Consider the following 26,410-nt stretch of genomic DNA (forward strand, 5'->3'; position numbering starts at 1 on the left):
ATCCATGCGCCAGGAATATGAAATTACCCTAGAACCGCTGCTCAGCGTCCCTGTCGAGCGCGAACTGCCCCTGCGCCAACGGCTGTGGCAACAAGGCTGGCTGCGCAAAGGCCTGATCCTGATCGTGCTCGCGATCCTCTGGGAAGCCGTCGCGCGCTACCAGAACAACGACCTGTTGTTGCCGAGCTTCCTGCAAACCTTTCACGCGCTGTACGACGGCCTGCTCAGCGGCGAATTGCTGAGCAAGGTGAGCATTTCACTGGTGGTGCTGATCAAGGGTTACCTGATCGGCATCGTGCTGGCGTTTGCCCTGACCACCTTGGCGGTGTCGACCCAATTGGGCCGCGATCTGCTGAGCACCTTGACCTCGATGTTCAACCCGCTGCCGGCCATCGCGTTGTTGCCGCTGGCGCTGCTGTGGTTTGGCCTGGGGCAGAACAGCCTGATCTTTGTACTGGTGCATTCAGTGTTGTGGGCGCTGGCGCTCAACACGTATTCCGGGTTCCTCGGCGTGTCCGAAACCCTGCGCATGGCCGGGCGTAATTATGGCCTCAAGGGCATGCGTTTTGTGCTGTTTATCTTGATCCCGGCGGCACTGCCGTCGATCCTCGCAGGCCTCAAGATCGGGTGGGCATTTGCCTGGCGCACGCTGATTGCCGCCGAGTTGGTGTTCGGTGCCACCAGTGGCAAGGGCGGCCTGGGTTGGTACATCTTCCAGAACCGTAACGAGTTGTACACAGACAAGGTGTTTGCCGGACTGGCGGTGGTGATCCTGATCGGACTGCTCGTGGAAAACCTGGTATTTGACACCTTTGAGCGCCTGACCGTGAAGCGTTGGGGTATGCAGCGCTAAACAGGAATGATTGCTCTTTGTCCGCCGTGAACCCGATAATGCTGACGGAATCTGACGCCCCCTTGGCGTCAGGCGTACCCGGTAAAAGGATTTACGACGATGCGGTTTTTTGTTTTGGCAGCGGCCTTGTTACTGTCGACCTCGGTCTTCGCGGAGTTTGTGCCCGAGGTGGTCAGCATGCCCAAGCCGCTTTATCCCAGTCACCTGACCTTCACCCAAGGGCATGCGCGCATCAGCTTGAATATTCACAACGACGGTACGGTCAGTGATGTCAAAGCGCTCAGCGCCACCAAGCCGGCGTTTGGTGAGGCTGCCGTGGCTGCGGCTACACTCTGGCGCTTCAAGCCGTGGACGGTCAGTGCCGATCGGCCGGCGGTGCTCGACGCGCAGAACGATATGATTTTCACGCCCGAACCGCCTAAGAAGGAAGCGACTCAGCTTACCTTCACCCAAACCACTTACCAATCCTGCAGTGCACTGACGGAAGAAGTCAGCCAGTTCCGTCGTGAGCATCCCAGCCGGCCGTTGATTGCGATGAAGAGTTTTGCCATTACCCGGGTGGCGGTGATGTTCCCGGCGTTGAGCGGCAAAAGCGATTACAACGAAGGCCTGACGCGCGCCGACGAACTGGAAAACTCCCTGCCGGACATCGTGCGCAAATGCCAGGCTCATCCCAAGGCCGCCTACGCGGATTACCTGCCGCGCAATTTGAAGCGTTACCTGTAAAGCCTGCTACGATTGCGCCCAGTTCACTCTCGATGGGTCACGAGTGCTTGGCATGCAACTACCGGATATGAACCTGCTGGTCGCCCTCGACGCCTTGCTCGACGAGGGGAGTGTAGTGGGCGCCGCACGCCGCATGAACCTCAGCCCGGCGGCCATGAGTCGCACCCTCACGCGTATCCGCGAAGCCGTCGGCGACCCGATCCTGGTGCGCGCCGGTCGCGGCCTGGTGCCAACGCCTAAAGCCCTGCAGTTGCAAGGCCAGGTGCGCAACGTGGTGGAGCAGGCGGCGCTGCTGTTCCGTTCGGCGGACCAAGTGGATTTGAGTACATTGCGCCGTCGCTTCAGCGTGCGCGCCAATGACTTTTTCATCGGCGTGTATGGCGGTCGCCTGTTCGACACCATGGAGCGCATGGCGCCATTGTGCGAGCTGTGCTTCGTGCCCGAAGGCGACACCGATGACGAAGCCCTGCGTGAAGGCCGGTTGGATTTACGCGTGAGCAACACCCTGCCGGTCACCCCCGAAGTGAAGGTGCAGAACCTGTTCTCCACCACTTTTGTCGGCTTGGCGCGGGAAGATCATCCGTTGTTCGACGAAGAAATCACCGCTGCACGTTTTGCCAGCTATTCCCACATCAGCATCTCGCGGCGCGGCATTGCCCGTGGGCCTATCGACACCGCGTTGAACGCCCAGGGCCTGGAGCGCCGTGTCGCGATGATCGCCCCCGGTTTTCACGGCGCGATGTTCATGCTGCCCGATTCCGACCTGCTGCTGCCGGTGCCCAAGGAAGCGCTGTTGAGCGCCAATCGCCTGAAGCTGCCCCTGCGGTCGTTCGCCCTGCCAATCTCGTTGCCAACACTGGTTCTCGCCCAATCCTGGCACCCGCGCTTCGATAAAGACCCCGCTCACAAATGGCTGCGCGAAACCATGCGCGAGAGTTGCCACGCCACCTGGCTCGAAGCGCAGCCCACCTGACACCCCAAGACCTCTGTAGCAGCCGGCAAGCCGGCTCCTACACGCGTTAAGGATTGCGTCTGGCGCAGTTATATCCTGCCAATAAGTAACTTTTTGTCATGTGTGTGCCTGATTAAACTGCTCGGGTATTTAACATTCCGAGTTACCTGTTCATGACCTCCCTCGCTGCCCCCACCCTTGCGGCCGCAGCCAAACCTACTGCCATGACCCCACCCGTATTCGGCCCGCGCATCATCATCGGGCTGGTCGGCGTGTTGCTGGCGGTGCTGGTCTCCGGCCTCAACGAGATGGTCACCAAAGTGGCCCTCGCGGATATCCGTGGTGCGCTGTACATCGGTTTTGACGAAGGCACCTGGCTGGTCGCGGCTTACACCGCGACTTCCGTGGCGGCCATGGCGTTTGCGCCCTGGTGTTCGGTGACCTTTTCGCTACGTCGCTTCACGCTGTGCGCCATCGGCCTGTTCACTGTGCTGGGCATCTTGTGCCCGTTTGCGCCGAGCTACGAAAGCCTGCTGGTGCTGCGCACCGTACAAGGCCTGGCCGGCGGCGCGCTGCCGCCGATGCTGATGACCGTGGCCCTGCGTTTCCTGCCGGCCAACGTCAAGCTGTACGGCTTGGCCGGCTATGCGCTCACGGCCACCTTCGGCCCGAGCCTGGGCACGCCGCTGGCGGCGCTGTGGACCGAGTATGTCGGCTGGCAGTGGGCATTCTGGCAGATCGTCGCGCCGTGCCTGCTGGCCATGGTCGCCGTGGCCTACGGGCTGCCACAGGATCCATTACGCCTAGAGCGCTTCAAGCAGTTCAACTGGCGCGGCCTGTTGCTGGGCTTCCCGGCGATCTGCATGCTAGTTATCGGCATTCTGCAAGGCAACCGGCTGGACTGGTTCGAGTCGGGCCTGATCACCTTCCTGCTGTGTGGCGGCAGCCTATTGCTGGTGCTGTTCATGGTGAATGAATGGTCGCAGCCGATACCGTTCTTTAAATTGCAGATGCTTGGCCTGCGCAACCTGTCGTTCGCGTTGATTGTGCTGGCGGGCGTGCTGATGGTGCTGACCTCGGTGATCATCATCCCCTCAAGTTTCCTCGCCCAGGTCCAGGGTTACCGCCCGCTGCAAACCGCGCCGGTGATGCTGCTGATGGCGATCCCTCAGTTGATCGCGCTGCCGCTGGTGGCAACGCTGTGCAACCTGCGCTGGGTCGATTGCCGCTGGGTGCTGGGGATCGGCCTGGGCATGCTGGTGCTGTGTTGCGTGGGCAGTGCGCACCTGACATCGGAGTGGATCCGCGACGATTTCTACGGCCTGTACCTGCTGCAGATCTTCGGGCAACCGATGGCCGTGTTGCCGCTGCTGATGCTTTCCACCGGCAGCATCCAGCCCATGGACGGGCCGTTCGCGTCCGCCTGGTTCAACACCATCAAAGGCCTGGCCGCCGTGATAGCTACCGGCGTAATCGACACCTTGACCACCCAACGCCTGCACTTTCACTCGACCATGTTGGTCGACCGCCTGGGCAATTCGCCCCTGGCCGACGGTGAAGCGCCGGGCCTGGCGCACCGCCTGCACGAGCAGGCCGTGGTGCTGACTTCTTCGGATCTGTACTACGTCATGGCTGCGGTCGCGGTGGCGTTGATCCTGCTGATTTTCTGGATGCCCACGCGGATCTTTCCGCCTCGCGCACCGACTTGATAGAAAGGACTGTTCATGAAACGCAAAGACAAAATCGCCGTCTCCATCATCGCCGTATTTGCCGTCGGCGTGTTGGTGTACCTGGTCGCGCCGGGCGTGCTGGGCAACAAGCACCAGACCACCAACGACGCCTTCGTCGCTGCTGACTTCACCCTGGTGGCGCCGCGCGTGGCCGGCTTTATCAAAGAGGTGCTGGTGGAAGACAACCAGCGCGTCAAGGCCGGGCAACTGCTGGCACTGATCGACGACCGCGACTTCCGCGCCGCCGCGCAGGCGGCCGACGCCGATACCTTGGTGGCCCAGGCCCAACTGAAAAACGCCACGGCGACCCTGGAGCGGCAAAGTTCGGTCATCGCCCAGGCCCAGGCCACCGTCGCGGCAGATCGCGCCGAAATGGCCTTCGCCGAGCACGAGTTGAACCGCTACAACCACCTCGCCGGAGTCGGCGCCGGCACCGTGCAGAACGCTCAGCAAGCCAAGACCCGCATCGACCAGGCCACCGCGCGCCTGGCGAATGCCACAGCCGTGCTGGCGGCGGAACGCAAGCAAGTGGAAATCCTCACCGCCCAGCGCGATGCCGCCGAGGGTGGGCTCAAACGCGCCCAAGCCGCGTTGGAACTGGCCAGTTTTCAACTGTCGTACACGCGCATCGTCGCGCCGGTGGATGGCATGGTCGGTGAGCGTGCAGTGCGGGTGGGCGCCTATGTGACGCCGGGCAGCAAGATCCTCGCGGTCGTGCCGTTGGAGGAGGCCTACGTGGTGGCCAACTTCCAGGAAACCCAGCTCTCCCATATGCACGCCGGCCAAGCCGTGCAGGTGCGCGTCGACAGCCTCGACGGTGAGTTGCTCAACGGTCATCTGGAGAGCCTCGCGCCCGCGACGGGCGTGACATTTGCCTCGGTCAAACCCGACAACGCCACTGGCAACTTCACCAAGGTGGTGCAGCGCATTCCGGTGAAAATCGTCCTCGAACCCAACCAGGCGCACACCGAGCGCCTGCGGGTCGGCATGTCGGTGGAAGCCAGCGTCGACACCTCGCCGGCCGCGCAGCAGCGTGAGGTGGCCCAGCAATGAAGCGAGTTGCCTGGCTCACCTTGAGTCTCATCAGCCTGAGCGCCTGCACGGTCGGCCCGGACTTCCACACGCCCCAGAGCCCGCAAGTGACCCAATGGAGCGAACCCCAGGGCCGCCTGGCCGCCAGCCGTGCGGTCAACGACCCATTGCAGGAACGCTGGTGGGACGTGTTCCACGATGCGCAACTCTCGGCGCTTACACGCCGCGCGCTCACCGATAACCTCGACCTGAAACTCGCCAGCAGCCGCCTGCAACAAAGCCGCGCCGTGCGCCAGGTGACCACCGCCGAGCGCTATCCGAACGTCAATGCCAACGGTGATTACCTGCGCCAACGCAACAGCGGCAAAGGCTTGAGCGACCCGTCCGGCAACAATGGCCGTTCGGCGTTCAACCAGTGGGACATGGGCTTCTCGGCGTCCTGGGAGCTGGACTTCTGGGGCCGCGTCAAACGCGAAACCGAAGCCGCCGACGCCACCCTGCAAGTCGCCGAAAACGACCGCCGTGCCGTGCTGTTATCGGTACTCGCCGAGACCGCCCAGGACTATATCCAACTGCGCGGCGTACAGAACACCCGCGCCGTCACCGAGCAGAACCTCGACGTCGCCCGCCGCAGCCTCAAGCTGTCACAGTTGCGCCTGGCTGACGGTGTGGCCACGGACCTGGACGTAGCGGAAGCCGCCGCTCAAGTCGCTGCCATCGAGGCACGGTTGCCAGATTTGCAACAGCGCCAAGACCAACTCATCAACGCCCTCAGCCTGTTGATGGGCGAGCCGCCGCAAGCCTTGCACGCGCAGTTGTCCAAAGACGCCGCCGTGCCGCAAACCCAACGCCAAGTTGCGATTGGCCTGCCTTCGGAGCTGGCTGAGCGCCGTCCGGATATCCGCCAGGCCGAGGCGCGCTTGCACGCCGCTACCGCGAGCATCGGTGTCGCCAAGGGCGACTTCTACCCGCGCATTACCTTGTCCGGCAGCCTCGGCTCCCAGGCCATGCAGCTCTCGGATTTCGGTTCCTGGGGATCCCGCGCCTTTGCTTTCGGCCCGCAATTCAGCTTGCCGCTGTTCAACGGCGGACGGTTGCAAGGCATGTTGAATCTGCGTGAAGCCCAGCAACAGGAAGCAGCGCTGGCGTACCAGCAAACCGTGCTGCGTGCCTGGCATGAGATCGATGACCAACTGACCCGCTATAACGCCAGCCAACTGCGCCGCGACAGCCTTGCCGAAGCCGTGCGCCAGAACCAGATTGCCCTGCGCACCGCGCAACAGCAGTATGTTGAAGGCGTGGTGGATTTCGTCAACGTGCTCACCGTGCAAAGCGCGCTACTGGCCACGCAGGAGCAGTGGGTGGAAAGCTCGACGGGCGTGTCGCTGGCGATGGTTGGGTTGTACAAGGCGTTGGGCGGAGGCTGGGAATCGGTGTATCCGCTGCAAACCGCCGGGCGCTAAGTACAAAGAGTTTTTGTCAGTCGCTAAATAAACTGTAATGATAATTGCTCTCAATAGTGTATCTGAGCTTTTTCATGGACAGCGCGACTGACGGCCAGCAACAGCTTCACCTCCTGTACCGCGACCATCACGGCTGGCTGCAAGGCTGGCTGCGCAAACGCCTGGGCGATCGCGAGCACGCGGCTGACGTGGCGCAGGACACCTTCCTGCGTCTGTTGGTGTCCGGGCGCTTCCCCGGCGACAAGGAAAGCCGCAGCTACTTGGCGCAGATTGCCCGCAACCTGGTGATCGACCAGTGGCGGCGCCTGCGCATCGAGCGCGCTTACCTGGAAAGCATCGCCCACCTGCCCGAGCCGGAGTCGCCGTCCCTGGAAACCCGTGCACTGATCCTTGAAACCCTGATGCAGATCGACGCCATGCTCGACCGCATGCCCGATAACGTGCGCCAGGCGTTTTTGCTGTCGCAGTTCGAAGGCCTGAGTTATGTACAGGTCGCGGAGCGCTTGAGCGTTTCCGTCAGCTCGGTGCAGAAGTACATGACCCGCGCCATCGTCGCCTGCTACCAAGTGGCCTACGCCGAATGAGACAGGACGCACCCATCGCCCCGGCGATTGTCGAGCAGGCCAGCGAATGGCTGATGCTGCAATGGGGCGGCGACCTGCAAGGCGAACAACGCCAGGCCTTTGCCCGCTGGCAGGCCGCCGACCCGGAGCATCGCCGTGCCTGGCAGCGTTTGCAGCAGCTGCAGCAAACCCTCGGCAGCGTGCCCGCCGACAGCGCCCGCGCGGTGTTGCGCGACACACCGGACACGCAGCGCCGCGCTGCGCTCAAGCTGCTCGGCGTGCTGTTGGTGGCCGGTGGCAGCGGCTACTTGGTGCAACGCAGCGAACCTTGGCACGCCGCTTTCGCCGAATACCGCACCCGCACCGGCGAGATTCGCCACGTTACCCTCAGCGATGGCACGCGCCTGGACCTCAACAGCGACAGCGCAGTCGACCTGCGTTTCAGCGCCAACGAGCGGCGTATCCGCCTCATCCGAGGCGAAATCCTTTTGACCAGCGGCCACGACCCCGTCCGCCCATTGATCGTTGAAACCCCAGTTGGCGACGTGCAGGCGCTGGGCACCCGTTTTGCGGTGCGCGAACTGCCCGATGGCAGCCGTGTCGACCTGTACGAAGGCCGCGTTCGCGTGACGCCGTTACAGGGCGCAGCCGTGCAGATGAACGCCGGTGACAGCCTGTGGTTCAACCAACGCCAAAGCTCGGCGTTGGCAGCGGTGAGCGCCAATGCCAGCAGTTGGACCGAGCACCGTCTGATCGCCGAGCGCCAGCCGTTGGGCGAGTTCGTGGCGCAACTGAGTCGTTACCGTCCGGGGCTGCTGCGGTGTGATCAAGCGGTGGCGGGGCTGCTGTTGACGGGCGTGTTTCCGCTCAACGATACCGACGCCATCCTCGCCGCGCTGGAGCGCTCGTTGCCGGTACAGGTGCAAGCGGTCACGCGCTACTGGGTGACGATCAAGGCACGGGCCTGAAAATTTTTTCACCTGCGCTTGTCGGTTTTTGCGTCCCGTTCGGGATACCTCTTGAAAGCCAATCAAGAAGCGATCTCACGGGGAGTCCTGCAATGCCGCACCACCCAATCCAACCCTTGGCCCGCGCCCTGCGCCGTGGCTTGTTTGTCAGCCTGTTGGCGACGGTGCCGATGGTGCCGATGGTGCCGACGCTGGTCCATGCCGAAGAAAGTACCGAGGCGCTGCGCAGCTACAACATCCCGGCCGGTAGCCTCGACCAGGCACTGAACCGCTTTGCCAGCGCGTCGGGCATTTTGCTGTCGGTTGACGCGACGCTGACCGAAGGCAAGCGCAGTGCGGGCCTGCAAGGGCGCTATGGGGTCGGATCGGGTCTGGAGCGGCTGCTGGCGGGCAGCGGCCTGATGGCGATGCAATCCCAGGGCGGTTGGTCGTTGCAGGCGGCTTCCAATGGCGGGCCTTTGCAACTGGGCGCCACCCAGATCAGCGGCCAGCAAGCCCAGGAAAATGCCTGGGGTCCGGTGGACGGTATTGTCGCCACGCGCAGTGCATCGGGCAGCAAGACCGATTCGGCACTGGTAGAAATTCCCCAGACCATCAACGTGATCACCGCCGCCGAGATCAAGGCGCGCGGCGCGCAAAGCGTCACCCAGGCGTTGCTCTACACCCCGGGCATGAGCGCGGGTGGTTTCGCCGATCGGGTGAAGCTGTTCGATGAGCCGACCTCTCGCGGCTTCTCGCCTACGCCCCTGTACCTCGACGGTCTGCACTTGCCTTATGGCGGCGGCAGTACCGGTGGCGCGTTGCAGATCGAGCCGTATTCCCTGGAACGCATCGAAGTGCTCAAGGGCCCGGCCTCCGTGCTGTACGGGCAGAACCAGCCCGGCGGCATCGTCAACATGGTCAGCAAGCGCCCCAGCGAAACGCCGATCCACCAAGTGGTACTGGAAGCGGGCACCTACGAGCACAAAAGCGCGGCCATCGACCTGAGCGGTCCACTGGATGAGCAAGGGCAATTTCTGTATCGCCTGACCGGCCTGGCCAATGACGGCCAGGACGAAATCAACTACGTCGAAAACAAACGCCAGTTCATCGCGCCGAGCCTCACCTGGCGGCCGAACGATGACACCAGCGTGACGGTGTTCGCGCAGTACCAGAAAGACAAAGGCGTGCCCGAAGCCCAGGGTTTACCGGCGTCCGGCACGCTGTGGGCCAACCCCAATGGCAAGATCAAGCGCGACCTGTTCATCGGCGAGCCTGGCGTCAACCAGTACAACCGCGAGCAATACGCACTGGGTTACGAGATTTCCCATCGCCTGAATGACACGTGGACCCTCAAGCAAAACGCACGTTATGCCGAGGTCGACGACCGCTACACCGCGCCGTTGCACGGCTACCGTTTCGTCGCCAACCCGGCCACTGGCGTACAGGATCAACGCTACCTGCAACGCTTCGGTGTGGACTGGGCGCAGAACAACAAAGTGTTTGGCGTGGACAGCATTGCCCAGGCGGAATTTGATACCGGTGCCTTCTCTCATACGATGATCTTCGGCCTGGACTACTACCATTCCAACTCGCTGTTCCACGGCTTGTACGACCGCAACCCGCCGATCATCGACCTGTTCAAGCCGGTCTACGGCCAGCGCCTGAATTTCGGCCAACCGTACCGCTGGGACCGCACCATCACCCAGACCGGCCTGTACGTGCAGGACCAGATCAAGTGGGACAAATGGGCATTGGTACTGGGCGGGCGCTACGACTGGGCTAACGTCGTCAATAAAGAGCCCCTGACCGACACCCGCTTCGCCAGCAAAGACCAGGCCTTCACGGGGCGTGCGGGCCTGGTATACCTGTTCGATAATGGCGTGGCGCCGTTTGTCAGCTACACGGAATCCTTCCTGCCACTGGCCGGCACGGACGCCAACCAGAAGCCATTCGAGCCGTCTACCGGCAACCAATACGAGGTCGGTGTGAAGTACCAACCGCCTGGGCAGAAGAGTTTCGTGCAGGTCTCGGTCTACCAACTGGACCAGGAAAATGTGCTCACCACCCACCCGGTCGACACCACCTTCAGCACCCAAAGCGGTGCCATGCGTTCACGCGGCGTGGAAGTGGAAGCCAAGGCCGTCCTCAGCGATGCCTGGGATATCGTCGCGTCGGCTTCGCGCAACGACATCAAATACACCAAGGACAACGATGGCCGCGAGGGTCGCCACCCGGCCGGCATCTCGCCGCTCACCGCGTCGATGTGGGTCAACTACAGCGTGCTCGGCGACACACCGCTGGCCGGTCTCGGCGCAGGCTTGGGCGTGCGTTACGCTCGCCAGAGCCTGGGTGACTACTACGAAGGCGCCTTTTCCGTGCCTTCCTACAGCGTCTACGACGCCAGCCTGAGCTATGACCTGAGTCGATCGCCGTTGAAACTCAAGGGCGTGAAACTGGCGATGAACGTGCAGAACCTCACCAACAAGACCTACGTGTCGCAGTGCACCAGTAACCTGGATTGCTATTACGGCGAAGGGCGCACGGTGGTGTCGAGCCTGACCTACGACTGGTAATTCCCCACCTACTGTAGGAGCGAGCTTGCTCGCGAAAAACGCATGGACGACGCGCGGCTACCTGATAGCGCTGCGTTATCTTTGACGTCTTTCGCGAGCAAGCTCGCTCCTACAGGCCACGGTGAACCCTCATGGGTTTTGCAAGAACACCACGTACCCCCGAAACCACTCGTTCCCCTGCAAATACCCTGGTGCCTCCCACGTTCCACCCTGAATCAAGCCAATCTTGAACGGCAACCCCAACCGATTCATCCGCGGCAAATACGCCGCGTAATCCGGGATGCTGTGCCGCCCCTGATACGTTTGTACCACCACTTCATCCACCACCCCTTTGAGTTGAGCGATGGCCGCCGGATCAGCGTTGCTGCTCCAGTCCATCAAGCCGGTGATGCTCAGGCGCAGGTCGGCGGGCAGGCGCTGGCGCAGGTCGCGCAGGAAGTCGGCGTATTCATGCAGGTACTGAGTGCGGGCATCGAAGTCGATCTGGATGCCCACCACCGGATTGCCTGCGTCGCGCCAGCGTTGCACCTGGCCGAACAGTTGGCGGTAGACCTGCTCGGGCCAGTGCAGGGTGTGGGCGCGGTAGACGATCCAGATGTCGCCTTCGGTAAGGCGCGGCACGCTGATGCCTTGGGCAATCATCTGCACGCCGCGCTGGGGCGCGCGGCGCGTGGAGTTGATCTGGCCCTGGAGGATGTACAGGGTTTTTGCCTGCTTGAGCACCGGCTGTGGTGTAACCCCGCTCCACAGCCAGAAGGCGTCATAGTCACGGGCGTCGACGGCGCCGAAGGCCGGAATTGCCAGCAACAGCAAGCCGAGCCACAGGTGTTTCACCAGTAGTACTGCAGCGATTTGCCCCACTGGGTGTCGGCGTAGCTGGTTTTCAGCTGGCGGAACCAAGCCTTGCGCACGGCCGGTTCCACATCGACGCCGCCGCAACTGTTGTAGCCCGAGGGCCCGTAGCAGTTGATGGCGCGGAACAGGGCGTAGGCCTTGTCATTCTTGGGTGCCTTGGCGTTGCCGATCACCTGTTTGTAGCCGTCCAGGCGCGAGAAGGTTTCACCCTTGAAGTCCGATGCACTGCTGCCCAGGCTGCCGGCGGCGCGCGCCTGTTCCAGTGGCATGCCGTCCAGGCCGTTACGCAGGATGAACTCACCCAGGCAGTTCAGGCCCTGTGGATGTTTGGCATCGCTCTGCAAGGTCGCGGCGATTTGCGTGATGCTCGGACAGGCGTAGCCGGACTCGGCTTTGTCGCCGTTCCACTGGAACAGCCTCAAGGTCTGGCTGGCGCTGTAGACGTAGCCCAGGCTGGTGCCCAGTTTATCTTCCGGGGCGGAGGCTGGCAGTTGCTTGAGGTCGTCGGCGAAGGTGGCGTACTGACCGCGCAGCAGGTCTTTGTAGAGCAGCACGAATTGCGCAGTCTGGCGTTCCAGCGGATCGCTGGCCTGGGCGATCTGCTGGCGCAGCAACTCGGGACCGGCGACGTTGCGCAGCAGGATGTAACGCACCTGCTTGGCGCTGATCGGCGAGTCGGCGGCAAACACCTTGGCCAACTGGCCGCTGCGTTCGTAGTTCATGGCCAACGCCAGCTCAAGCTGATCGCGTTGCAACGGCAACTTCGCCAGCGGCAGCAGTTGCAGCCAGAGCGCTTCGGCGCCTTTCCAATCTTGCTTGGCTTCCAGGGCCAGGGCACGCAGGGTTTGTTGGCTGAAGGCGAAGTAATTCAGGCTCGACGGCACGCTCTGGGGCAATTGTTTCAGCGCGGCGTCCGGCTGATGCTCGGTATACAGCGCAGACACTGCGAGCAAGTAGTCATACAGCTCCGGCGCGCTGGAAAACGCAGCTTTCTGCTTTTCCAGGTCGGTGCGGGAGAGGGCAGGCTGGTTGCCACCGCGCATCACCATCAGGTCGCTGACAAACTGGATCATCGGCGTGCTGACGGTTTCGCTATTGACCATCAACAGCTTGAGGTCGGCTTCCTCCACCAGATCATCTACCGACACATTGCGCTGCGCGTCCGTTGCCTCGGTCATCGACCAGGCGTAGGCCTCGGCGAGTTTGGTGTTATCACCGGCCAACCAATAAACACGGCGCAGCAGGCCACGGGCGGAGGCCAGGTAGTCGCCCTGTGGGTAAGTTTTCAGGTAACCGAGAAAGCCTTCCTCGGCATGGCTCAGGGCGGACTTATCCACATGCTCGAGTTGCGGCATGCCGTACTCGTCAAAGGCTTCAGCCTGGGCCTGGTTCAAAGACGTGCGCGCAGTCATATACAGCGCGGTTTCCTTCAGCCAAGGCACGTGGCTGGCGCTGGCGGCGGCAAAACCGCGCTCAGCGTCACCGAAGCGACCGCTGTAGAAGTCGGCGGCGGCTTGCAGGTAGGTACGGAGCAGTTGGCCGTCGTTCGACTGGATCTGCTGGGCGTCCACCACCTGGCCTTCCCACGAACAGGCTGTGAGCAGTTGCAGGCGCGCTTTTATCAGCAGCTCACGCTCAGCAGCCGGCATGTCGGCCTTGATCACCTGGCTGATGAACGCCGTGGCGCTGTCATCATCGTTGCTGCGGCAACGGCTGCCCTCGCCAGTCAGGAACGCTTCGCCTGCGGTCTTGTACTCGTCGCGCTGGATGCCCAGGGGCTTGAGCAGGGTGTCGAGTTCGGCGGTGCGTGAATTGTCCGGCTTGTTGTCGGGCTCATCGTTTGTCGCGGGGATAGGCGCCAGGCGATAGACCGGGAACGGCACCGGGCCGAAGCCCTGAGACAGATCATCTTCGCTCAGAGCATTGGGCGTGAGCGGTTCGGCCTTTTTGTCCGCCAGCAGCAGGCGCAGGTTGACGCGACTGTCGTTGCCGGGGCTGAGGAAGGGCAGGTTACTGCAGGAATCGAGGCTGTCACGCGAGACGCGCCAATCGGGGTAGCACGAGTCGTCAGAGCTGGCCTGGGCCTGTTGGGTGATGCCGGCAAGCAGTGCCAGTGCCAGGGGTGACAGAAAACCGATGCGCATGACGTGTCCTTGATCCTGAGTCCTTGGAGGGCGGCAATAATAGCGTGTTCCTACGGTTGCTTCGGAGAAGCCCTGCACAAATTACTGATTTGTCCGATTCCAGCAGCCAGCCTGGATCTTTTGTCCTAGAGTGGCGGTGTTTGCGCTTGGGCAATCGGGGGAATCGAGGTGCGTCGGTCTGTGGTAGAGCAAAACGAAAAGGTCGGGACGTTACCCGCACTCAACCGCCTCAGTTGGGAAGGCGCCGGCTGGATCAGCCGCCTCTGGTGGGTGCCGATCCTGACGCTGGCCATGGCCCTGCGTTTTTACAACCTGACGTCGGCGGCGATTTGGGGCGACGAGGGCTCTAGCCTGCTGCTCAGCGAATACGCCCTGGGCGACCTGTGGTTCCACGCGGCACACGATGTGCACCCGCCACTGTATTTCTTCCTGCTGCGCGGTTGGATCGAACTGTTCGGCGACAGCATCTGGTCGATTCGCGGCATGAGTGCCATTCCCGGCGTGGTCGTCGTGGGCTTGGGCATCTGGCTGACGCGGCAACTGTCCACCCGCCGTGCGGCGGTGCTGGCGGGGATACTGCTGGCGCTGTTGCCGACGGCGGTGCGCTACAGCCAGGAAGTGCGCATGTATTCGCTGCTGGGTGTATGGCTGCTGGGCGCCACGCTGGCGCTGGTTTACTGGGTACGCCAGCCTGAGCGCACGCGGTATCTGGCGGTGTATGTCGTATTGATGACGGCCGGTTTCTACACCCATTACTTCACTGCGCTATGCGTGTTGGTGCATTGGGCTTACCTGGGCATGCTGAGTGTCACGATGCCGCGCGACCAACGCCTGATCACGCGCCCGGCGTGGTGGTTGGCCAACGCCACGATTGTGCTGTTGTATCTGCCTTGGCTGCCGAATCTGCTGGACTTGGTGCAGCATGTCGAACAGCTCAAGGTGGGCGGTGATATTGGCTGGGAAGAGCCGGTAAGCCTGTTCTCCCTGCCGTCGATGGTCTGGCAATTCGTACTGCAGGATGAAGGTGTCGGTTTCTGGTCGCCACTGTTCTGGCTGTTCCCGTTGCTGCTGGTGGCTGTCGTCGTTGCCACCGCTTGGCGCGACCGCGACCGCTATCGGCCGGCCGGCCTGTTGGCGCTGTTTTTCCTGTTGCCACTGCTGTTGGTCTACGGGGTGTCGTTTATTTCCCCAGTGTTTATCGAGCGTTACCTGACGGTGTACGCCCTGGGCTTGCCGATCCTGCTGGCGATGGCCATCGATCGCCTGCCATCACGGTTTTCATTGCTGGGGGCAGCACTGTTCGTGCTGTTTGTCGGCGTGGAACTGGTGGGCTTGAAGAACAACTTCACCGTGGACGAACACGACCAATTCAACGTGCCGGTGGAGTTCGTCAACCGCAACTATCAGGAAGACGACCGCATCGTCCTCAGCGACATGATGTGGTACCTCAGCTACGTGTATTACGACCAGACCGACGCCCAGTTGCAGCTCTACACCCCGCCCAAACCCGACGGCACGCCCACCCGGCCGAATGCCTATGGCTTCGGTACCCTGGTGGACCAGGACGGCGGACGCATCTACCTCGACCACCTGTCGGCACTGCCCGCCGAAACCCGTCGCGTGTGGCTGATCAGCAGCAACGAAGCGCCGGACGATTTCGCCCCGCTGCCTGAGGGCTGGCGCGAACTCAGTCGCCAGGATGGCGGCGGCGCCAGGGCGCGCTTGTTCGTGTTGTGTAATGTCCCGTCGGCGCAACCCGAGGGCTGCCGCTAGACTGGGTGAATGCTTTTTTCTACCAGGAGCCCATCATGGAATCGCCCGTGCATAGCTTGCCGTCACTGTTCAAACAGCTGGGTCTGCCGGATGACCCGGTGAGTATCGAAAAGTTTGTGGCGGTGCATTCGCCGCTCAAGCCGGAGCTGAAACTGGCGGATGCGTTTTTCTGGACGGACAGCCAGAAGGCGTTTTTGCGCGAGGAGATTCTGGAGGATGCGGATTGGGCGGAAGTGGTGGATGAGTTGAATCTCATGTTGCGGGGTGGGCGAGGGGGGTAAAAAAACCTAGGGTTTTACCGCGTTAGTGAGCTTTTTCTGACGCACGCGCCTGTCTCCCCACGCTAAGACCCGGACGGGCCAAGCCCCGATCTAAATGTGGGAGTTGGCTTGCCTGCGATAGCGGAGTGTCAGTCGACATATACCTCGAGTGGCCCACCGCAATCGCAGGCAAGCCAGCTCCCACAGAGTTTTGCGGTGTTAGTAAATTCTGTACCGACGCACCGACCACCACCCATCCGCTAAATTGTTTCAAAACTTGACGCATCTGGATCCATCCACCATATTGATAGTTAGCAAACTAACTGTATGCGAACTATCCAGTGCCTCAATCCCTCGAACAACTCCAGATGAACCTCAGCAGCAGCATGGTGGTGGGCGCCCGTAACTGGCGCAAAATCTGCCAGACCACGCTGGTGAGCTACGGCATCTCCGAAGCCTGCGCCGTGCCGTTGTTGATGATCGGCCGCTTGGGCGACGGCGTGCACCAGGTCAAAGTGGCCCAGGCATCGGGGATGGAAAGCCCGTCGCTGGTGCGCTTGCTCGACCGGCTGTGTACCGACGGCTATGTGTGCCGCACCGAAGACGTTCACGACCGCCGCGCCAAGGCCCTGAGCCTCACCGAGCGTGGCCGCGAGCTGGTGCAAGCGGTGGAGGTGCAATTGGTGCGGCTGCGCAAGGAAGTGCTGGCAGACATGACCCCAGGTGATATGGAGGCCGCGCTGCGAGTGCTGCGCGCTTTCGAGGCAGCGTCGCTTTGAACGGATTTTTTACCGGTTTCCCGCCTGCCCGTGATTGGTTCTACGGGGTACGCACCTTCGCGGCGTCGATGATTGCCTTGTACATCGCCATGCTCATGCAAATGCCGCGTCCGTATTGGGCGATGGCGACGGTGTATATCGTCTCCAGCCCGTTTGTCGGCCCTACCAGTTCCAAAGCGCTGTACCGCGCCATCGGCACCTTCATGGGGGCGGCGGCGGCCGTTCTTTTTGTGCCGATGTTCGTGCAGTCGCCCTACATGCTGGTGGTGGTGATTGCCTTGTGGACGGGCACCCTGCTGTTCCTCTCCATGCACCTGCGCACGGCCAACAACTACGCCCTGATGCTCGCCGGCTACACTTTGCCGTTGATCGCCCTGCCGGTGGTGGATAACCCCCTGGCGGTGTGGGATGTGGCAGAGGCGCGTACCGAAGAAATCTTCCTCGGTATCGCAGTGGCAGCAGTGGTGGGCGCAATGTTCTGGCCGCGCCGGCTGATGCCGGTGTTTGATGGTTCGGTGGCCAAGTGGTTTGCCGACGCTCAGGTCTACAGCCAGCGGTTCCTCACACGCAATGTAGAGCCCGACGAAATCAGCACGCTGCGCGGCGGTATGGTCGCCACCTTCAACACCCTCGAATTGATGATCGGCCAGTTGCCCCACGAAGGCGCGCGGCCGCAGACGGTGCGCAACACCAAGGAATTGCGCGGGCGCATGATCCACCTGCTGCCGGTGATCGATGCCCTGGATGATGCGGTGTACGCGATTGAACACCGCGCCCCGGAATTCGCAGATCAGCTCACACCGTTGCTGGAGGCCGCCAACGCCTGGCTGGAAAGCACCACCGAAACAGCCCCGCTTGAACGCTGGCGCGTGCTGCGCGACCAGGTCGACGCCGCTCAACCCCAGGGCGAAGCGCTAGATGACCGGCACACGCTGCTGTTCTCCAATGCGCTCTATCGTCTCGCAGAGTGGATCGACCTGTGGCAAGACTGCCGCAGCCTGCAAGCTGCCATCCAGTGCGAGAGCCAGGACACCTGGCGCGCCGTGTACCGTCACTGGCGCCTGGGCCGGCTCACGCCGTTCCTCGACCGTGGGTTGATGTTCTACTCGGCGTTCTCCACCGTCACCGCGATCATCGTCGCCTCGGTGCTGTGGATCCTGCTCGGCTGGACCGACGGCGGCAGCGCGGTGATCCTGGCCGCTGTCGCCTGCAGCTTTTTCGCCTCGATGGATGACCCGGCGCCACAGATCTATCGGTTCTTTTTCTGGACCGCCATGTCAGTGCTGTTTGCCAGCCTCTATCTGTTCCTGGTGCTGCCCAACCTGCACGACTTCCCGATGCTGGTGCTGGCGTTTGCCGTGCCGTTTATCTGCATCGGCACGCTCACCGTGCAGCCGCGTTTCTACCTGGGCATGCTGCTGACGTTGGTGAACACCTCGTCGTTCATCAGCATCCAGGGCGCCTATGACGCCGATTTCCTCAACTTCGCCAACGTCAACCTGGCGGGGCCGGTGGGCTTGCTGTTTGCCTTTGTGTGGACGCTGATCGCGCGGCCCTTCGGCGCTGAATTGGCGGCCAAGCGCCTGACCCGTTTCAGCTGGCGCGACATCGTCAGCCTCACCGAGCCCGCGACCCTGGCCGAACACCGGCACATGGCCGCGCAGATGCTAGACCGCCTGATGCAACACCTGCCGCGCCTGGCCCTGATCAACCAGGACACCGGCACCGCCCTGCGCGATTTGCGCGTGGCGCTGAACCTGCTCGACCTGCTGGCCTATTCGCCGCGCATCCTCGGGGTGCCACGGGTGTTGCTCAACCAGGTGGTGGAAGGCGTGGGCGGCTATTTCAAGGCGTGCCTCAAGGCCGGTGAACGCTTGCCCGCGCCCAGCGGTCTGCTGATGACCCTGGACCGCACGCGCCGAGCCCTCAACGGCCAAGGCCTGCAAGACGAAGACGACACCCGCCTGCATCTTTTGCATGCGCTGGCGGGCTTGCGCCTGTCACTGCTGCCGGGCGTGGAATTTATTGGCGGCACCGAGATGGAAGCGCCGCTGCCTGATGGAGCGCCTTTATGATCGGTGATCTGGATATCAGCGGGGTGTTCCTGCCTACGCTGCTGGTGCTGATGGGCATTACGTATGTGTTGTTCCTGGTGGTGCACGGGTTGTTGACCCGGCTCCACTTCTATCGCCTGGTCTGGCACCGGGCATTGTTCAATGTGGGGCTCTACGCGCTGTTGCTAGGCGCGGTGGACTCACTCAGTCGATACCTGATGACATGAAAAAACCTTTTTTGACCATCGGCCGTGTAGTCCTCACGCTGTTGATCGTGACGTTTGCGGTCGTCGTGGTGTGGCGCATGGTCATGTACTACATGTTTGCCCCCTGGACCCGTGACGGCCACATCCGTGCCGACATCGTGCAGATTGCTCCGGACGTGTCCGGTTTGATCCAGCGTGTGGACGTGCACGACAACCAGCTGGTGACCAAGGGCCAAGTGCTCTTCGCCGTCGACCAGGACCGCTTCAAGCTGGCCCTGCGCCAAGCCCAGGCCGCCGTGGCCGACCGCCAGGAAACCCTGGCGCAGGCTCAGCGCGAGTACAAGCGTAACCGTGGTCTCGGCAACCTGGTGCCCAGCGAGCAACTGGAAGAAAGCCAGTCCCGCGTCGCCCGTGCCCAGTCGGCCCTGGCCGAAGCCCAGGTGACGGTGGATTCCGCCCAGCTCAACCTCGACCGCTCGGTGATCCGCAGCCCCGTGGACGGTTACGTCAACGACCGTGCGCCGCGCACCCAGGAATTCGTCACCGCCGGGCGTCCGGTGTTGTCGGTGGTCGACAGCAATTCTTTCCATATCGATGGTTATTTCGAAGAGACCAAGCTCGACGGCATCCACGTCGGCATGGCGGTGGACATCCGTGTGATCGGTGACAACGCCCGCCTGCGCGGCCATGTGCAAAGCATCGTTGCCGGTATCGAAGACCGCGACCGCAGCAGTGGCTCCAACCTGCTGCCCAACGTCAACCCGGCGTTCAGCTGGGTGCGCCTGGCCCAGCGGATTCCGGTGCGCATCGCCTTTGATGATGTGCCGGCGGACTTCCGCATGATCGCCGGGCGTACGGCCACCGTCTCGATCATCGGCGATAAGGTTAAAGACGGAGACCAGCCATGAAGCAGCTGTTGGCCACCGCCGCGCTGGGCGTGTTGCTGTCGGCCTGCCAGGCGGTGGGCCCGGATTACTCGCTGCCGGATAAAGCCGCGGTCAATCGTGGCGACCTGCAAGGGCAAATCGCCGGTGAGGGCAACAACGTGGTGTCGACGCCGGTACCGGCCGACTGGTGGAAGTTGTACAAAGACCCCCGCCTGGATGAGCTGGTGCGCCAGGCCATGGCGTCGAACACTGACTTGCGCGTGGCGGCTGCGAACTTGCAGCGTGCGCGCTATCAGACCCAACAAGCTGAATCCGCAGGCGGCTGGAGCCTCGGCGCCAAGGCGGAGGCCCAGCGCCTGCAAGAGTCCGGCGAAGCGTTTTTGCTGGCCGACAAAGTCCCGGTGGGTAACATCGGCAGCGTGGGGATTACCACCTCGTATCAGTTCGATCTGTTCGGCACCTTGCAACGTGGCATCGAAAGCGCCCAGGCCACTGCCGACGCAGCCCAGGCCGCTGCCGATATCGCGCGCATCACCCTGGTGGCCGATGTCGTGCGCTCCTACACCCAAGTGTGTGCAGCGAACGAAGAATTGGCGATCGCCAACGAGTCCCTAGACCTGCAAGCCCAAAGCACCCAGTTGACCCAGCGCTTGCGCGACGCCGGGCGCGGTGATGAAACCCAGGTGACGCGCTCGCAAACCCAATACAAATCCTTGCGTGCCGATATGCCGCGCTACGAAGCGGCGCGCCAGGCCGGTTTGTTCCGCCTGTCGATGTTGCTGGCCAAGCCGGTGGACCAACTGCCCGGGGGCGCCGGCACCTGCGCCGAATTGCCCCATATCGCCCAGCTGTTGCCGGTAGGCGACGGCGCCACGCTGCTCAAGCGCCGTCCCGATGTGCGCCAGGCCGAACGTCAACTGGCCGCTGCTACCGCGCGTATCGGCGTGGCCACTGGCGCGCTTTACCCGGATATCAGCATCGGCGCTACGGTGGGCACTGTTGGCCTGCTCGAAAACCTTGGTCAGCCTGCGACCAACCGTTGGGGCTTTGGCCCGATGATCAGTTGGACTGTCCCGACCAACGGCGCCCGCGCGCGCGTCCACGAGGCCGAGGCCGCCACCCAGGGCGCCCTGGCGCATTTTGACGGGGTGGTGCTCAACGCCATCCGTGAAACCCAGACCGGCCTTGCGCAGTACACCGCGCAACTGCAACGCCGCGACGCGTTGGCCGAAGCCGGCGAGTCGGCCAAGGAAGCGGCAGCGCAGACCCATCGCTTCTTCCAGGCCGGCCGCGCATCGTTCCTTGCCGACCTGCAAGCCACCCGCACCTATACCGATGTGCGAGCGCAACTGGCAGCGGCCAACACCCAAGTTGCCATGAGCCAGATCGATCTGTTCCTGGCCTTGGGCGGCGGCTGGGAAAGCGGACGAACGCAACCCGCGCCGGCCAGCAAACCCTGAGCAAATAGCTATGCTTTGACTGGCGGGCTCCCGTGATGGCCCGCCGGTCAACGTTCGCGTTTGCTCATGGGGATTCCAATAATGAAAAACCCTTATGCTCCCGCTTTCTGGTGCGTGTGTTTTGCACTGGTGTTGTTGTCGGCTACCTATTTCTACGGCGTCATGCTGGCTCACCAACTCGACAAGGCGATGGTGTTTCTCGACAGCGCCTGCCTGGTGATCGGCACCCTGTCCATCGGCGTCGTGGCGTGGGCCTCCTACCAGAATCAACGGGTGAAGAAAAAACTCCTCGAACAAGGCAAGACCCGCGTGGCGATCTGGGACACCAAGGTCGCGTTGCGCCGGGTCGAGACCGTGTTCGACCGCTACTTCTGGGGCAGCTACTGGCAACCGGGGCGCACCTTCCAGGAAGTCATGGGCGACCTGACCGGCACGCCCCTGGAAAAAAGCCTCGAAGTCCTGAAGAAACAGTGCGTGGCCCTCGATCAACAGGTCGCGGACGGTAGGCACTGGCTGAATAACGCGCGGGAATTGTCCGACGTGGCCACGCAAATGGCGCGCGAGCGCTACCAACTGGACTTCTGCGACCCCAAGGCCGACACCCCTGGCAATGCCGTGATACACCGCGAGTTTGAGGTGCTGGTGTACACCTGGACGGCGCGCCTGAAGAGTTTCGACCACCAGTTGGATGAAATTGAACTGGAGTATTCGTGAACTAGTACCGAACTGATCCCTCTGAAAAGCTGGGCCGTTCGCGGCCGCCAGTGCTAATCTTCCCCCGTTTTCGGCGGGCTTGAGCCAATCCCCCACGGGGTTCAAGGAAGACAGCCCACTTCTCACAGGATTTGATCAGGTCACTTCATGAATAAGCCAGCCGTTGTTCTTTTGGGTTTCGTTGTCGCCGTCGGCGTCGTCAGTGCAGGCGGTGCCTGGTACACCGGTAAGCAACTGGAGCCCGTGCTGCAAACGGCGGTGCAGGACGCCAACAAGGAGCTGCAACGTTCCATGGCCGGTGTCGACGGTACCGTTAACCTGGAGCTGGTGTCCCTGGACCGTGGCCTGTTCAGCAGCACCGCGCACTACCGCCTCAAGGGGCAAGGCTCGTTCTTCGGCGAGCAGAACCCGAACCCCGAGCTGCTGTTTGTCGATCATATCGAACACGGTCCGCTGCCCTTCTCGCGTCTGGTGTCGCTGAAGTGGCTCCCGGTCATGGCCACCAGTCATTTCGAACTGGAGAAGAACGCCACCACCGAAAAATGGTTCGCCGCTGCCAAAGACGTGTCGCCGCTCAAAGGCGTGGCCAATATCGGCTACAGCCGTTCGGTCACCGGCAACCTCGAATTGCTGCCGTTGGAGTTCAAGGACGAGACCTCCTCGGTGAACTTCTCGGGTCTGAACCTGGACTTTGACAGCACCGCCGAGGGCAAGAAGGTCAAGGTGGATGGCTACATGAACAGCCTCAAGCTGGACGTAGTCGATGCCAATGGCGCGCCGTTCAACGCCGAGTTCGCTGGCCTGACCGTGGCCAGCAACCTGGAAAAATCCACCTTCGGCTTCTACACCGGGCAGAACACCGTTGAGCTGACCGATACCAAGCTCACGTTCGGCCCGCAGAAAGCGGTGATGACCCTCAAGGGCTTTGAGCAGAAAGACACCAGCGAAGTCAAAGACAACAACATGTCCGGCCGCGTCGACTACAAGATCGACGAGATCGGCTATCAGGGCAAACCGGTCGGCTCTGCCGCCATGGCCGTGAGCTTGAAAAACATCGACGTGCCGTCGGGCCTGGTGCTGACCAAGCTGTATCAGGACAAGATGCAGCCGGTGCAAGCCGCTGCCGCCGCCGGTCAACCGGTGCCTGAGCTGCAACTGACCGAAGCCGAGCAAGCCCTGGCCGAAGCCAATGTCAACCAGTTGCTCGCCGCCAAGCCGCACCTGGCATTGGAAAACCTGTCCCTGAAAACCACCCACGGTGAAAGCAAGTTCAACCTGGTGGTAGACCTGGCCAAGCCTACGTCCATGGAACTGCCGCCGGTTGAACTGGGCAAGCAGATGGTTGCGCTGCTGGACGCCAACCTGACCCTGTCCAAGCCGATGATTGCCGACGTTGCCGCTCTGCAAGCGCAGGTCGGTGGCGTGACCGACCCTAAAGCCATCGAGCAGCAATCCCAGATGGCCAGCGAAATGGTCAGCAGTATGGCGGTAGGCACACAGCTGGCAACCCTGGTCGGCAGCGACGTGGTGTCCAAGCTGCATTACGCCAACAATGAAGTGACCTTCAACGGCCAGAAAATGACCGTCGAGCAATTCATCGGTTTCGTGATGTCCAAAGCCGGTGCGGTTGGCGGCGCGCAGTAAAGATTTCGCCATCGCCCAGAAATAATTAATGGGGGAGCGGGGTTGTCCGCGATAAGGGTCAAAAGGTCGGCGCTCATGTCGATTAGCCACCCTTCATTGCAGGCAACCCAGCTCCCCCATTGGCTTTTCAGATTCGTAGGGCAATTCTGAACAATTGTTATGAATTGTCCTTTTTCATACAGGTGTCGGGGATAGTTCATACAGGAAAGCTAGGTCGGGTCACGAGACGCCGACACCCTGATGCAAACCGCTCAGGACCACCTATCGTTACAGCTTTCCGTGTGTAAGGAAGCTCACGATATGCTGCGAACACTCCCACTCAGTGCCTCAGGCCGGTTACGGCTGCTCATCGGGGTAACCTTGTGCAGCCAGTTGCTGATGCCCACCTTCGCCATGGCCGACCCGGCCTATGACGCCCTGATCATCCAGGCGCGCAATGGCAACTTCACACCCGCCCTGACTCAGTTGCGTCAATTGCCTGCCGAGCGCCAGACGCCAGGCCAGATCAGCGATCACCTGGTGATCGCCGGTTGGGCCGGCCAGGATGCCGAAGTGCTCAAGGTATACGAGGCACAGGGGCAGAATCGCAACTTGACCGCCCAGGCGCTGGCTACGGTCGCGCGGACTTATCGCAATCAGAAGCAGTGGGCACAGGCCGAGGCGGTTTACCGCAAGGCACTGCTGCGTGAGCCGAACAATGTCGACCTGCAACTGGGCCTGGCCCTTACCCAGGCTGACGGCGGCAAAGCCAGCGAAGCGGTGCAACGCGCTCGCGCGCTGGTGGCCGCCAAGCCGGATGATCCGAATCGTCGTATGGCACTGGGTTATGCGCTGACGCGCGCGGGCTTGCAGTACGACGCGCTGTTTGAATTCGACCAGGCGTTTACCCGCGCCGGTGACAAGCCGGAAGTGGCTCGCGAATACGTTGCCGCCTTGCAAAAAGCACGTCTGCCCGAGCCTGCGTTGCGCCTGTCGGCTCAGCGCCCTGGTCTTGTCGATCCGGTGACCCAGCGTCGCCTCGAAGGTGACCTGGCCGCTGAGCGCGTGCGCATGGCCGAGTTCGCCACGCGTACCGAGAAAGAGCGTTATGTGATTGCTGATCGCGCCTTGCAGGGGTACGACCAGCTCCTTGCCCGTTGGACCCCGGACCCTACGGCCAAAGACGATGTGGTGCGTTGGCGCATCGACCGCCTGGGTGCGCTCAAGGCGCGGGCGCGCACTGCCGAGGTGATCCGCGAGTACCAAACCCTCCAGGCCGAGGGTGTGCAGCTGCCCACCTATGCGGTGCGTTGGGTAGCCGCGTCCTACCTCGACCAGCGCCTGCCGGAAAAGGCTGCGCCGTTGTATCGCCAAGCGCTGAGCGCTCCCGATGCGGACGTGGGCGACCGCGTTGAAGACAGCACCGCCTTGTTCTACGCCTTGCTCGAAAACGACCAAGTGGATGAAGCGCGGGCGGTCGCCAAGAACTTGGCCGACAGCCAGAAACCCCGGGTTGAACTCAAGGGATTGCCCATCGGCAACCCTAACGATGAGTGGATGGACGCCCAACAACTGGCCGCTCAGGCCGGCACCTATGGTTCCGACCTGCCGTCCAGCGAAAAGGCCCTGGAAGAACTGGTCGGCAAGGCGCCTGGCAGCATCGGCCTGCGCCTGGCGCAAGCCGAGATGTACCGCGCCCGCGACTGGCCACGGCGCGCCGAGCAATCGCTCAAGGAAACTGAAGCGCAAAGCCCGCGTGACATCGGCCTGGAGATGTCCCAAGGCTTCACGGCCCTGGACCTGCAGGAGTGGCGTCAACTCGACATCCTCACCGACGACGTGGTCGCCCGTAACCCCGACAACCGGCAGGTGCAGCGCCTCAAACGCCTGCGCGATGTACATGATATGGCCGAGCTGCGCGTCGAGGCCTACACCGGCAAAAGCTTCGGCGGCGGCAACAACGGCGACGCCGGTGCCGTCTCGGGTAGCCGTGACTGGGGCATTGAAAGCCGTATCTACACGCCGCCTATCGACGAAGACTGGCGCCTGTTCGCCGGTGCCGGTTATGCCACCGCCGACTTTGAGGAAGGCACCGGCCATCACCGCTGGCAAGTGGTCGGCGTAGAGCGTCGGACCCGCGACATGACGATTGAAGCCGAGGTTTCCAACCACTCCTACGGCGATGGCTCCAAACAAGGCGCTGCTGTGTCGATTGCCCGCGACATCAACGACAACTGGCAATACGGCGGTAGCCTCGGCTACCTCCTGTCCACCACGCCATTGCGGGCATTGAATGACGGAATTACGGCCAACGGTGGCAGCGGTTTCATCCGCTGGCGCGCCAATGAAAGCCGCGAGTGGAAGCTGACCCTCAGCCCCTCCCATTTCAGTGACGGCAACGATCGTTTCGAGGCCTTGCTCAGCGGCCGAGAAGGCCTTTACAGCTCGCCGAAAGTGCAAGTGGACCTGGGCCTGGAAGTCGGCGCCAGCCGCAACAGCAAGGAAGACACGGTCTACTTCAACCCGAAGTCAGACTTCACCGTGTTGCCTGTCCTCAACATCAACCATGTGCTCTATCACCGCTACGAGACCCAGTGGAGTCAGCAGTTCCAGGTCGGTGCGGGTACGTATAGCCAGCAGGATTATTCCACGGGTGGCATCGGTCTGGTGGGCTACGGCCAACGCTATCGCTGGAACGATGTCCTGGAAGCCGGCGCCAACCTGAGCCTGATCAGCCGACCTTACGACGGCGATCGCGAACGCGATCTGCGTCTGCTCGTCGACCTCACTTACCGTTTCTAGAAGAGCCTGAC

The 26,410-nt window shown here is 62.2% G+C and carries 21 protein-coding genes; 19 read left to right on the forward strand and 2 right to left on the reverse strand.

Going from position 1 to position 26,410, the window contains the following annotated elements:
* The first annotated feature begins 4 nt into the window (after nucleotides 1-4).
* The 9 genes from U367_RS0100060 (at nucleotide 5) to U367_RS0100100 (ending at nucleotide 10,842) form a co-directional block, all read left to right on the forward strand.
* Complete coding sequence (locus U367_RS0100060; RefSeq protein ID WP_012721565.1) at nucleotides 5-853, forward strand: ABC transporter permease; 849 nt, start codon at nucleotides 5-7, stop codon at nucleotides 851-853.
* Between the two features lie 99 nt (nucleotides 854-952).
* A complete protein-coding gene (locus tag U367_RS0100065; protein WP_028615212.1) occupies nucleotides 953-1,579 on the forward strand; it encodes a TonB family protein in 627 nt (208 codons plus the stop codon).
* Nucleotides 1,580-1,631: 52 nt separating this feature from the next.
* A complete protein-coding gene (locus tag U367_RS0100070; protein ID WP_028615213.1) occupies nucleotides 1,632-2,552 on the forward strand; it encodes a LysR family transcriptional regulator in 921 nt (306 codons plus the stop codon).
* Between the two features lie 152 nt (nucleotides 2,553-2,704).
* Nucleotides 2,705-4,240 carry an MFS transporter gene (locus U367_RS0100075; RefSeq protein WP_028615214.1) on the forward strand — a complete coding sequence of 512 codons (1,536 nt, stop codon included), beginning with the start codon at nucleotides 2,705-2,707 and terminating at the stop codon, nucleotides 4,238-4,240.
* A 15-nt stretch (nucleotides 4,241-4,255) separates the two neighbouring features.
* On the forward strand, nucleotides 4,256-5,314 hold the full coding sequence (locus U367_RS0100080; RefSeq protein WP_028615215.1) for an HlyD family secretion protein: 1,059 nt from the start codon (nucleotides 4,256-4,258) through the stop codon (nucleotides 5,312-5,314).
* Entirely contained in the window at nucleotides 5,311-6,756 is a 1,446-nt protein-coding gene (locus U367_RS0100085) for an efflux transporter outer membrane subunit (protein ID WP_028615216.1), read from the forward strand. Before U367_RS0100080 ends, U367_RS0100085 begins: the two co-directional genes overlap by 4 nt.
* 74 nt (nucleotides 6,757-6,830) lie before the next feature.
* Nucleotides 6,831-7,340, forward strand: coding sequence for a sigma-70 family RNA polymerase sigma factor (locus U367_RS0100090; RefSeq protein ID WP_028615217.1), 510 nt, complete (start codon nucleotides 6,831-6,833; stop codon nucleotides 7,338-7,340).
* Nucleotides 7,337-8,287 carry a FecR domain-containing protein gene (locus U367_RS0100095; RefSeq protein WP_028615218.1) on the forward strand — a complete coding sequence of 317 codons (951 nt, stop codon included), beginning with the start codon at nucleotides 7,337-7,339 and terminating at the stop codon, nucleotides 8,285-8,287. Before U367_RS0100090 ends, U367_RS0100095 begins: the two co-directional genes overlap by 4 nt.
* A gap of 92 nt (nucleotides 8,288-8,379) precedes the next feature.
* Entirely contained in the window at nucleotides 8,380-10,842 is a 2,463-nt protein-coding gene (locus U367_RS0100100; protein WP_028615219.1) for a TonB-dependent siderophore receptor, read from the forward strand.
* A gap of 129 nt (nucleotides 10,843-10,971) precedes the next feature.
* Here U367_RS0100100 and U367_RS0100105 read toward each other — a convergent pair whose 3' ends face one another.
* Nucleotides 10,972-11,676, reverse strand: coding sequence for a DUF3142 domain-containing protein (locus U367_RS0100105; protein WP_028615220.1), 705 nt, complete (start codon nucleotides 11,674-11,676; stop codon nucleotides 10,972-10,974).
* On the reverse strand, nucleotides 11,673-13,841 hold the full coding sequence (locus U367_RS0100110) for a hypothetical protein (RefSeq protein ID WP_028615221.1): 2,169 nt from the start codon (nucleotides 13,839-13,841) through the stop codon (nucleotides 11,673-11,675). The genes U367_RS0100105 and U367_RS0100110 overlap by 4 nt, the downstream gene beginning before the upstream one ends.
* A 168-nt stretch (nucleotides 13,842-14,009) precedes the next feature.
* Here U367_RS0100110 and U367_RS0100115 point away from each other — a divergent pair, with 168 nt between their 5' ends.
* From U367_RS0100115 to pgaA, 10 genes are all read left to right on the forward strand, one after another.
* A complete protein-coding gene (locus tag U367_RS0100115) occupies nucleotides 14,010-15,614 on the forward strand; it encodes a glycosyltransferase family 39 protein (RefSeq protein ID WP_028615222.1) in 1,605 nt (534 codons plus the stop codon).
* 35 nt (nucleotides 15,615-15,649) lie between these two features.
* Nucleotides 15,650-15,895, forward strand: a complete 246-nt coding sequence (locus U367_RS0100120) for a DUF2789 domain-containing protein (RefSeq protein WP_028615223.1) — start codon at nucleotides 15,650-15,652, stop codon at nucleotides 15,893-15,895.
* A gap of 347 nt (nucleotides 15,896-16,242) precedes the next feature.
* A complete protein-coding gene (locus U367_RS0100125; protein WP_028615224.1) occupies nucleotides 16,243-16,653 on the forward strand; it encodes a MarR family winged helix-turn-helix transcriptional regulator in 411 nt (136 codons plus the stop codon).
* Complete coding sequence (locus U367_RS0100130) at nucleotides 16,650-18,728, forward strand: FUSC family protein (protein WP_028615225.1); 2,079 nt, start codon at nucleotides 16,650-16,652, stop codon at nucleotides 18,726-18,728. The genes U367_RS0100125 and U367_RS0100130 overlap by 4 nt, the downstream gene beginning before the upstream one ends.
* On the forward strand, nucleotides 18,725-18,934 hold the full coding sequence (locus U367_RS0100135) for a DUF1656 domain-containing protein (RefSeq protein ID WP_010214247.1): 210 nt from the start codon (nucleotides 18,725-18,727) through the stop codon (nucleotides 18,932-18,934). Before U367_RS0100130 ends, U367_RS0100135 begins: the two co-directional genes overlap by 4 nt.
* The gene (locus U367_RS0100140; protein ID WP_028615226.1) at nucleotides 18,931-19,821 is read left to right on the forward strand and encodes an efflux RND transporter periplasmic adaptor subunit; all 891 of its coding nucleotides are present in this window, start codon (nucleotides 18,931-18,933) and stop codon (nucleotides 19,819-19,821) included. Before U367_RS0100135 ends, U367_RS0100140 begins: the two co-directional genes overlap by 4 nt.
* Entirely contained in the window at nucleotides 19,818-21,260 is a 1,443-nt protein-coding gene (locus U367_RS0100145; RefSeq protein WP_028615227.1) for an efflux transporter outer membrane subunit, read from the forward strand. Before U367_RS0100140 ends, U367_RS0100145 begins: the two co-directional genes overlap by 4 nt.
* An 81-nt stretch (nucleotides 21,261-21,341) precedes the next feature.
* Nucleotides 21,342-21,974 (forward strand): hypothetical protein, encoded by a 633-nt coding sequence (locus U367_RS0100150; RefSeq protein WP_028615228.1) that lies wholly within the window; start codon nucleotides 21,342-21,344, stop codon nucleotides 21,972-21,974.
* Nucleotides 21,975-22,121: 147 nt separating this feature from the next.
* Entirely contained in the window at nucleotides 22,122-23,618 is a 1,497-nt protein-coding gene (locus U367_RS0100155; RefSeq protein ID WP_028615229.1) for a YdgA family protein, read from the forward strand.
* A 300-nt stretch (nucleotides 23,619-23,918) separates the two neighbouring features.
* Nucleotides 23,919-26,399, forward strand: a complete 2,481-nt coding sequence (gene pgaA, locus U367_RS0100160; protein WP_028615230.1) for a poly-beta-1,6 N-acetyl-D-glucosamine export porin PgaA — start codon at nucleotides 23,919-23,921, stop codon at nucleotides 26,397-26,399.
* The last annotated feature ends 11 nt before the right edge of the window (nucleotides 26,400-26,410 follow it).

This window comes from Pseudomonas canadensis (assembly GCF_000503215.1).
GTDB classification, from domain to species: Bacteria; Pseudomonadota; Gammaproteobacteria; order Pseudomonadales; family Pseudomonadaceae; genus Aquipseudomonas; species Aquipseudomonas canadensis.

Excerpts from the sequence above, each read along its gene's own strand:
- U367_RS0100080 (WP_028615215.1), top strand. The coding sequence starts at position 4,256 with ATGAAACGCAAAGACAAAATCGCCGTCTCCATCATCGCCGTATTTGCC.
- U367_RS0100120 (WP_028615223.1), top strand. The coding sequence starts at position 15,650 with ATGGAATCGCCCGTGCATAGCTTGCCGTCACTGTTCAAACAGCTGGGT.
- U367_RS0100085 (WP_028615216.1), top strand. The coding sequence starts at position 5,311 with ATGAAGCGAGTTGCCTGGCTCACCTTGAGTCTCATCAGCCTGAGCGCC.
- U367_RS0100155 (WP_028615229.1), top strand. The coding sequence starts at position 22,122 with ATGAATAAGCCAGCCGTTGTTCTTTTGGGTTTCGTTGTCGCCGTCGGC.
- U367_RS0100070 (WP_028615213.1), top strand. The coding sequence starts at position 1,632 with ATGCAACTACCGGATATGAACCTGCTGGTCGCCCTCGACGCCTTGCTC.
- U367_RS0100110 (WP_028615221.1), bottom strand. The coding sequence starts at position 13,841 with ATGCGCATCGGTTTTCTGTCACCCCTGGCACTGGCACTGCTTGCCGGC.
- U367_RS0100075 (WP_028615214.1), top strand. The coding sequence starts at position 2,705 with ATGACCTCCCTCGCTGCCCCCACCCTTGCGGCCGCAGCCAAACCTACT.
- U367_RS0100090 (WP_028615217.1), top strand. The coding sequence starts at position 6,831 with ATGGACAGCGCGACTGACGGCCAGCAACAGCTTCACCTCCTGTACCGC.
- U367_RS0100140 (WP_028615226.1), top strand. The coding sequence starts at position 18,931 with ATGAAAAAACCTTTTTTGACCATCGGCCGTGTAGTCCTCACGCTGTTG.
- U367_RS0100145 (WP_028615227.1), top strand. The coding sequence starts at position 19,818 with ATGAAGCAGCTGTTGGCCACCGCCGCGCTGGGCGTGTTGCTGTCGGCC.
- U367_RS0100065 (WP_028615212.1), top strand. The coding sequence starts at position 953 with ATGCGGTTTTTTGTTTTGGCAGCGGCCTTGTTACTGTCGACCTCGGTC.
- U367_RS0100125 (WP_028615224.1), top strand. The coding sequence starts at position 16,243 with ATGAACCTCAGCAGCAGCATGGTGGTGGGCGCCCGTAACTGGCGCAAA.
- U367_RS0100135 (WP_010214247.1), top strand. The coding sequence starts at position 18,725 with ATGATCGGTGATCTGGATATCAGCGGGGTGTTCCTGCCTACGCTGCTG.
- U367_RS0100095 (WP_028615218.1), top strand. The coding sequence starts at position 7,337 with ATGAGACAGGACGCACCCATCGCCCCGGCGATTGTCGAGCAGGCCAGC.
- pgaA (WP_028615230.1), top strand. The coding sequence starts at position 23,919 with ATGCTGCGAACACTCCCACTCAGTGCCTCAGGCCGGTTACGGCTGCTC.
- U367_RS0100150 (WP_028615228.1), top strand. The coding sequence starts at position 21,342 with ATGAAAAACCCTTATGCTCCCGCTTTCTGGTGCGTGTGTTTTGCACTG.
- U367_RS0100060 (WP_012721565.1), top strand. The coding sequence starts at position 5 with ATGCGCCAGGAATATGAAATTACCCTAGAACCGCTGCTCAGCGTCCCT.
- U367_RS0100100 (WP_028615219.1), top strand. The coding sequence starts at position 8,380 with ATGCCGCACCACCCAATCCAACCCTTGGCCCGCGCCCTGCGCCGTGGC.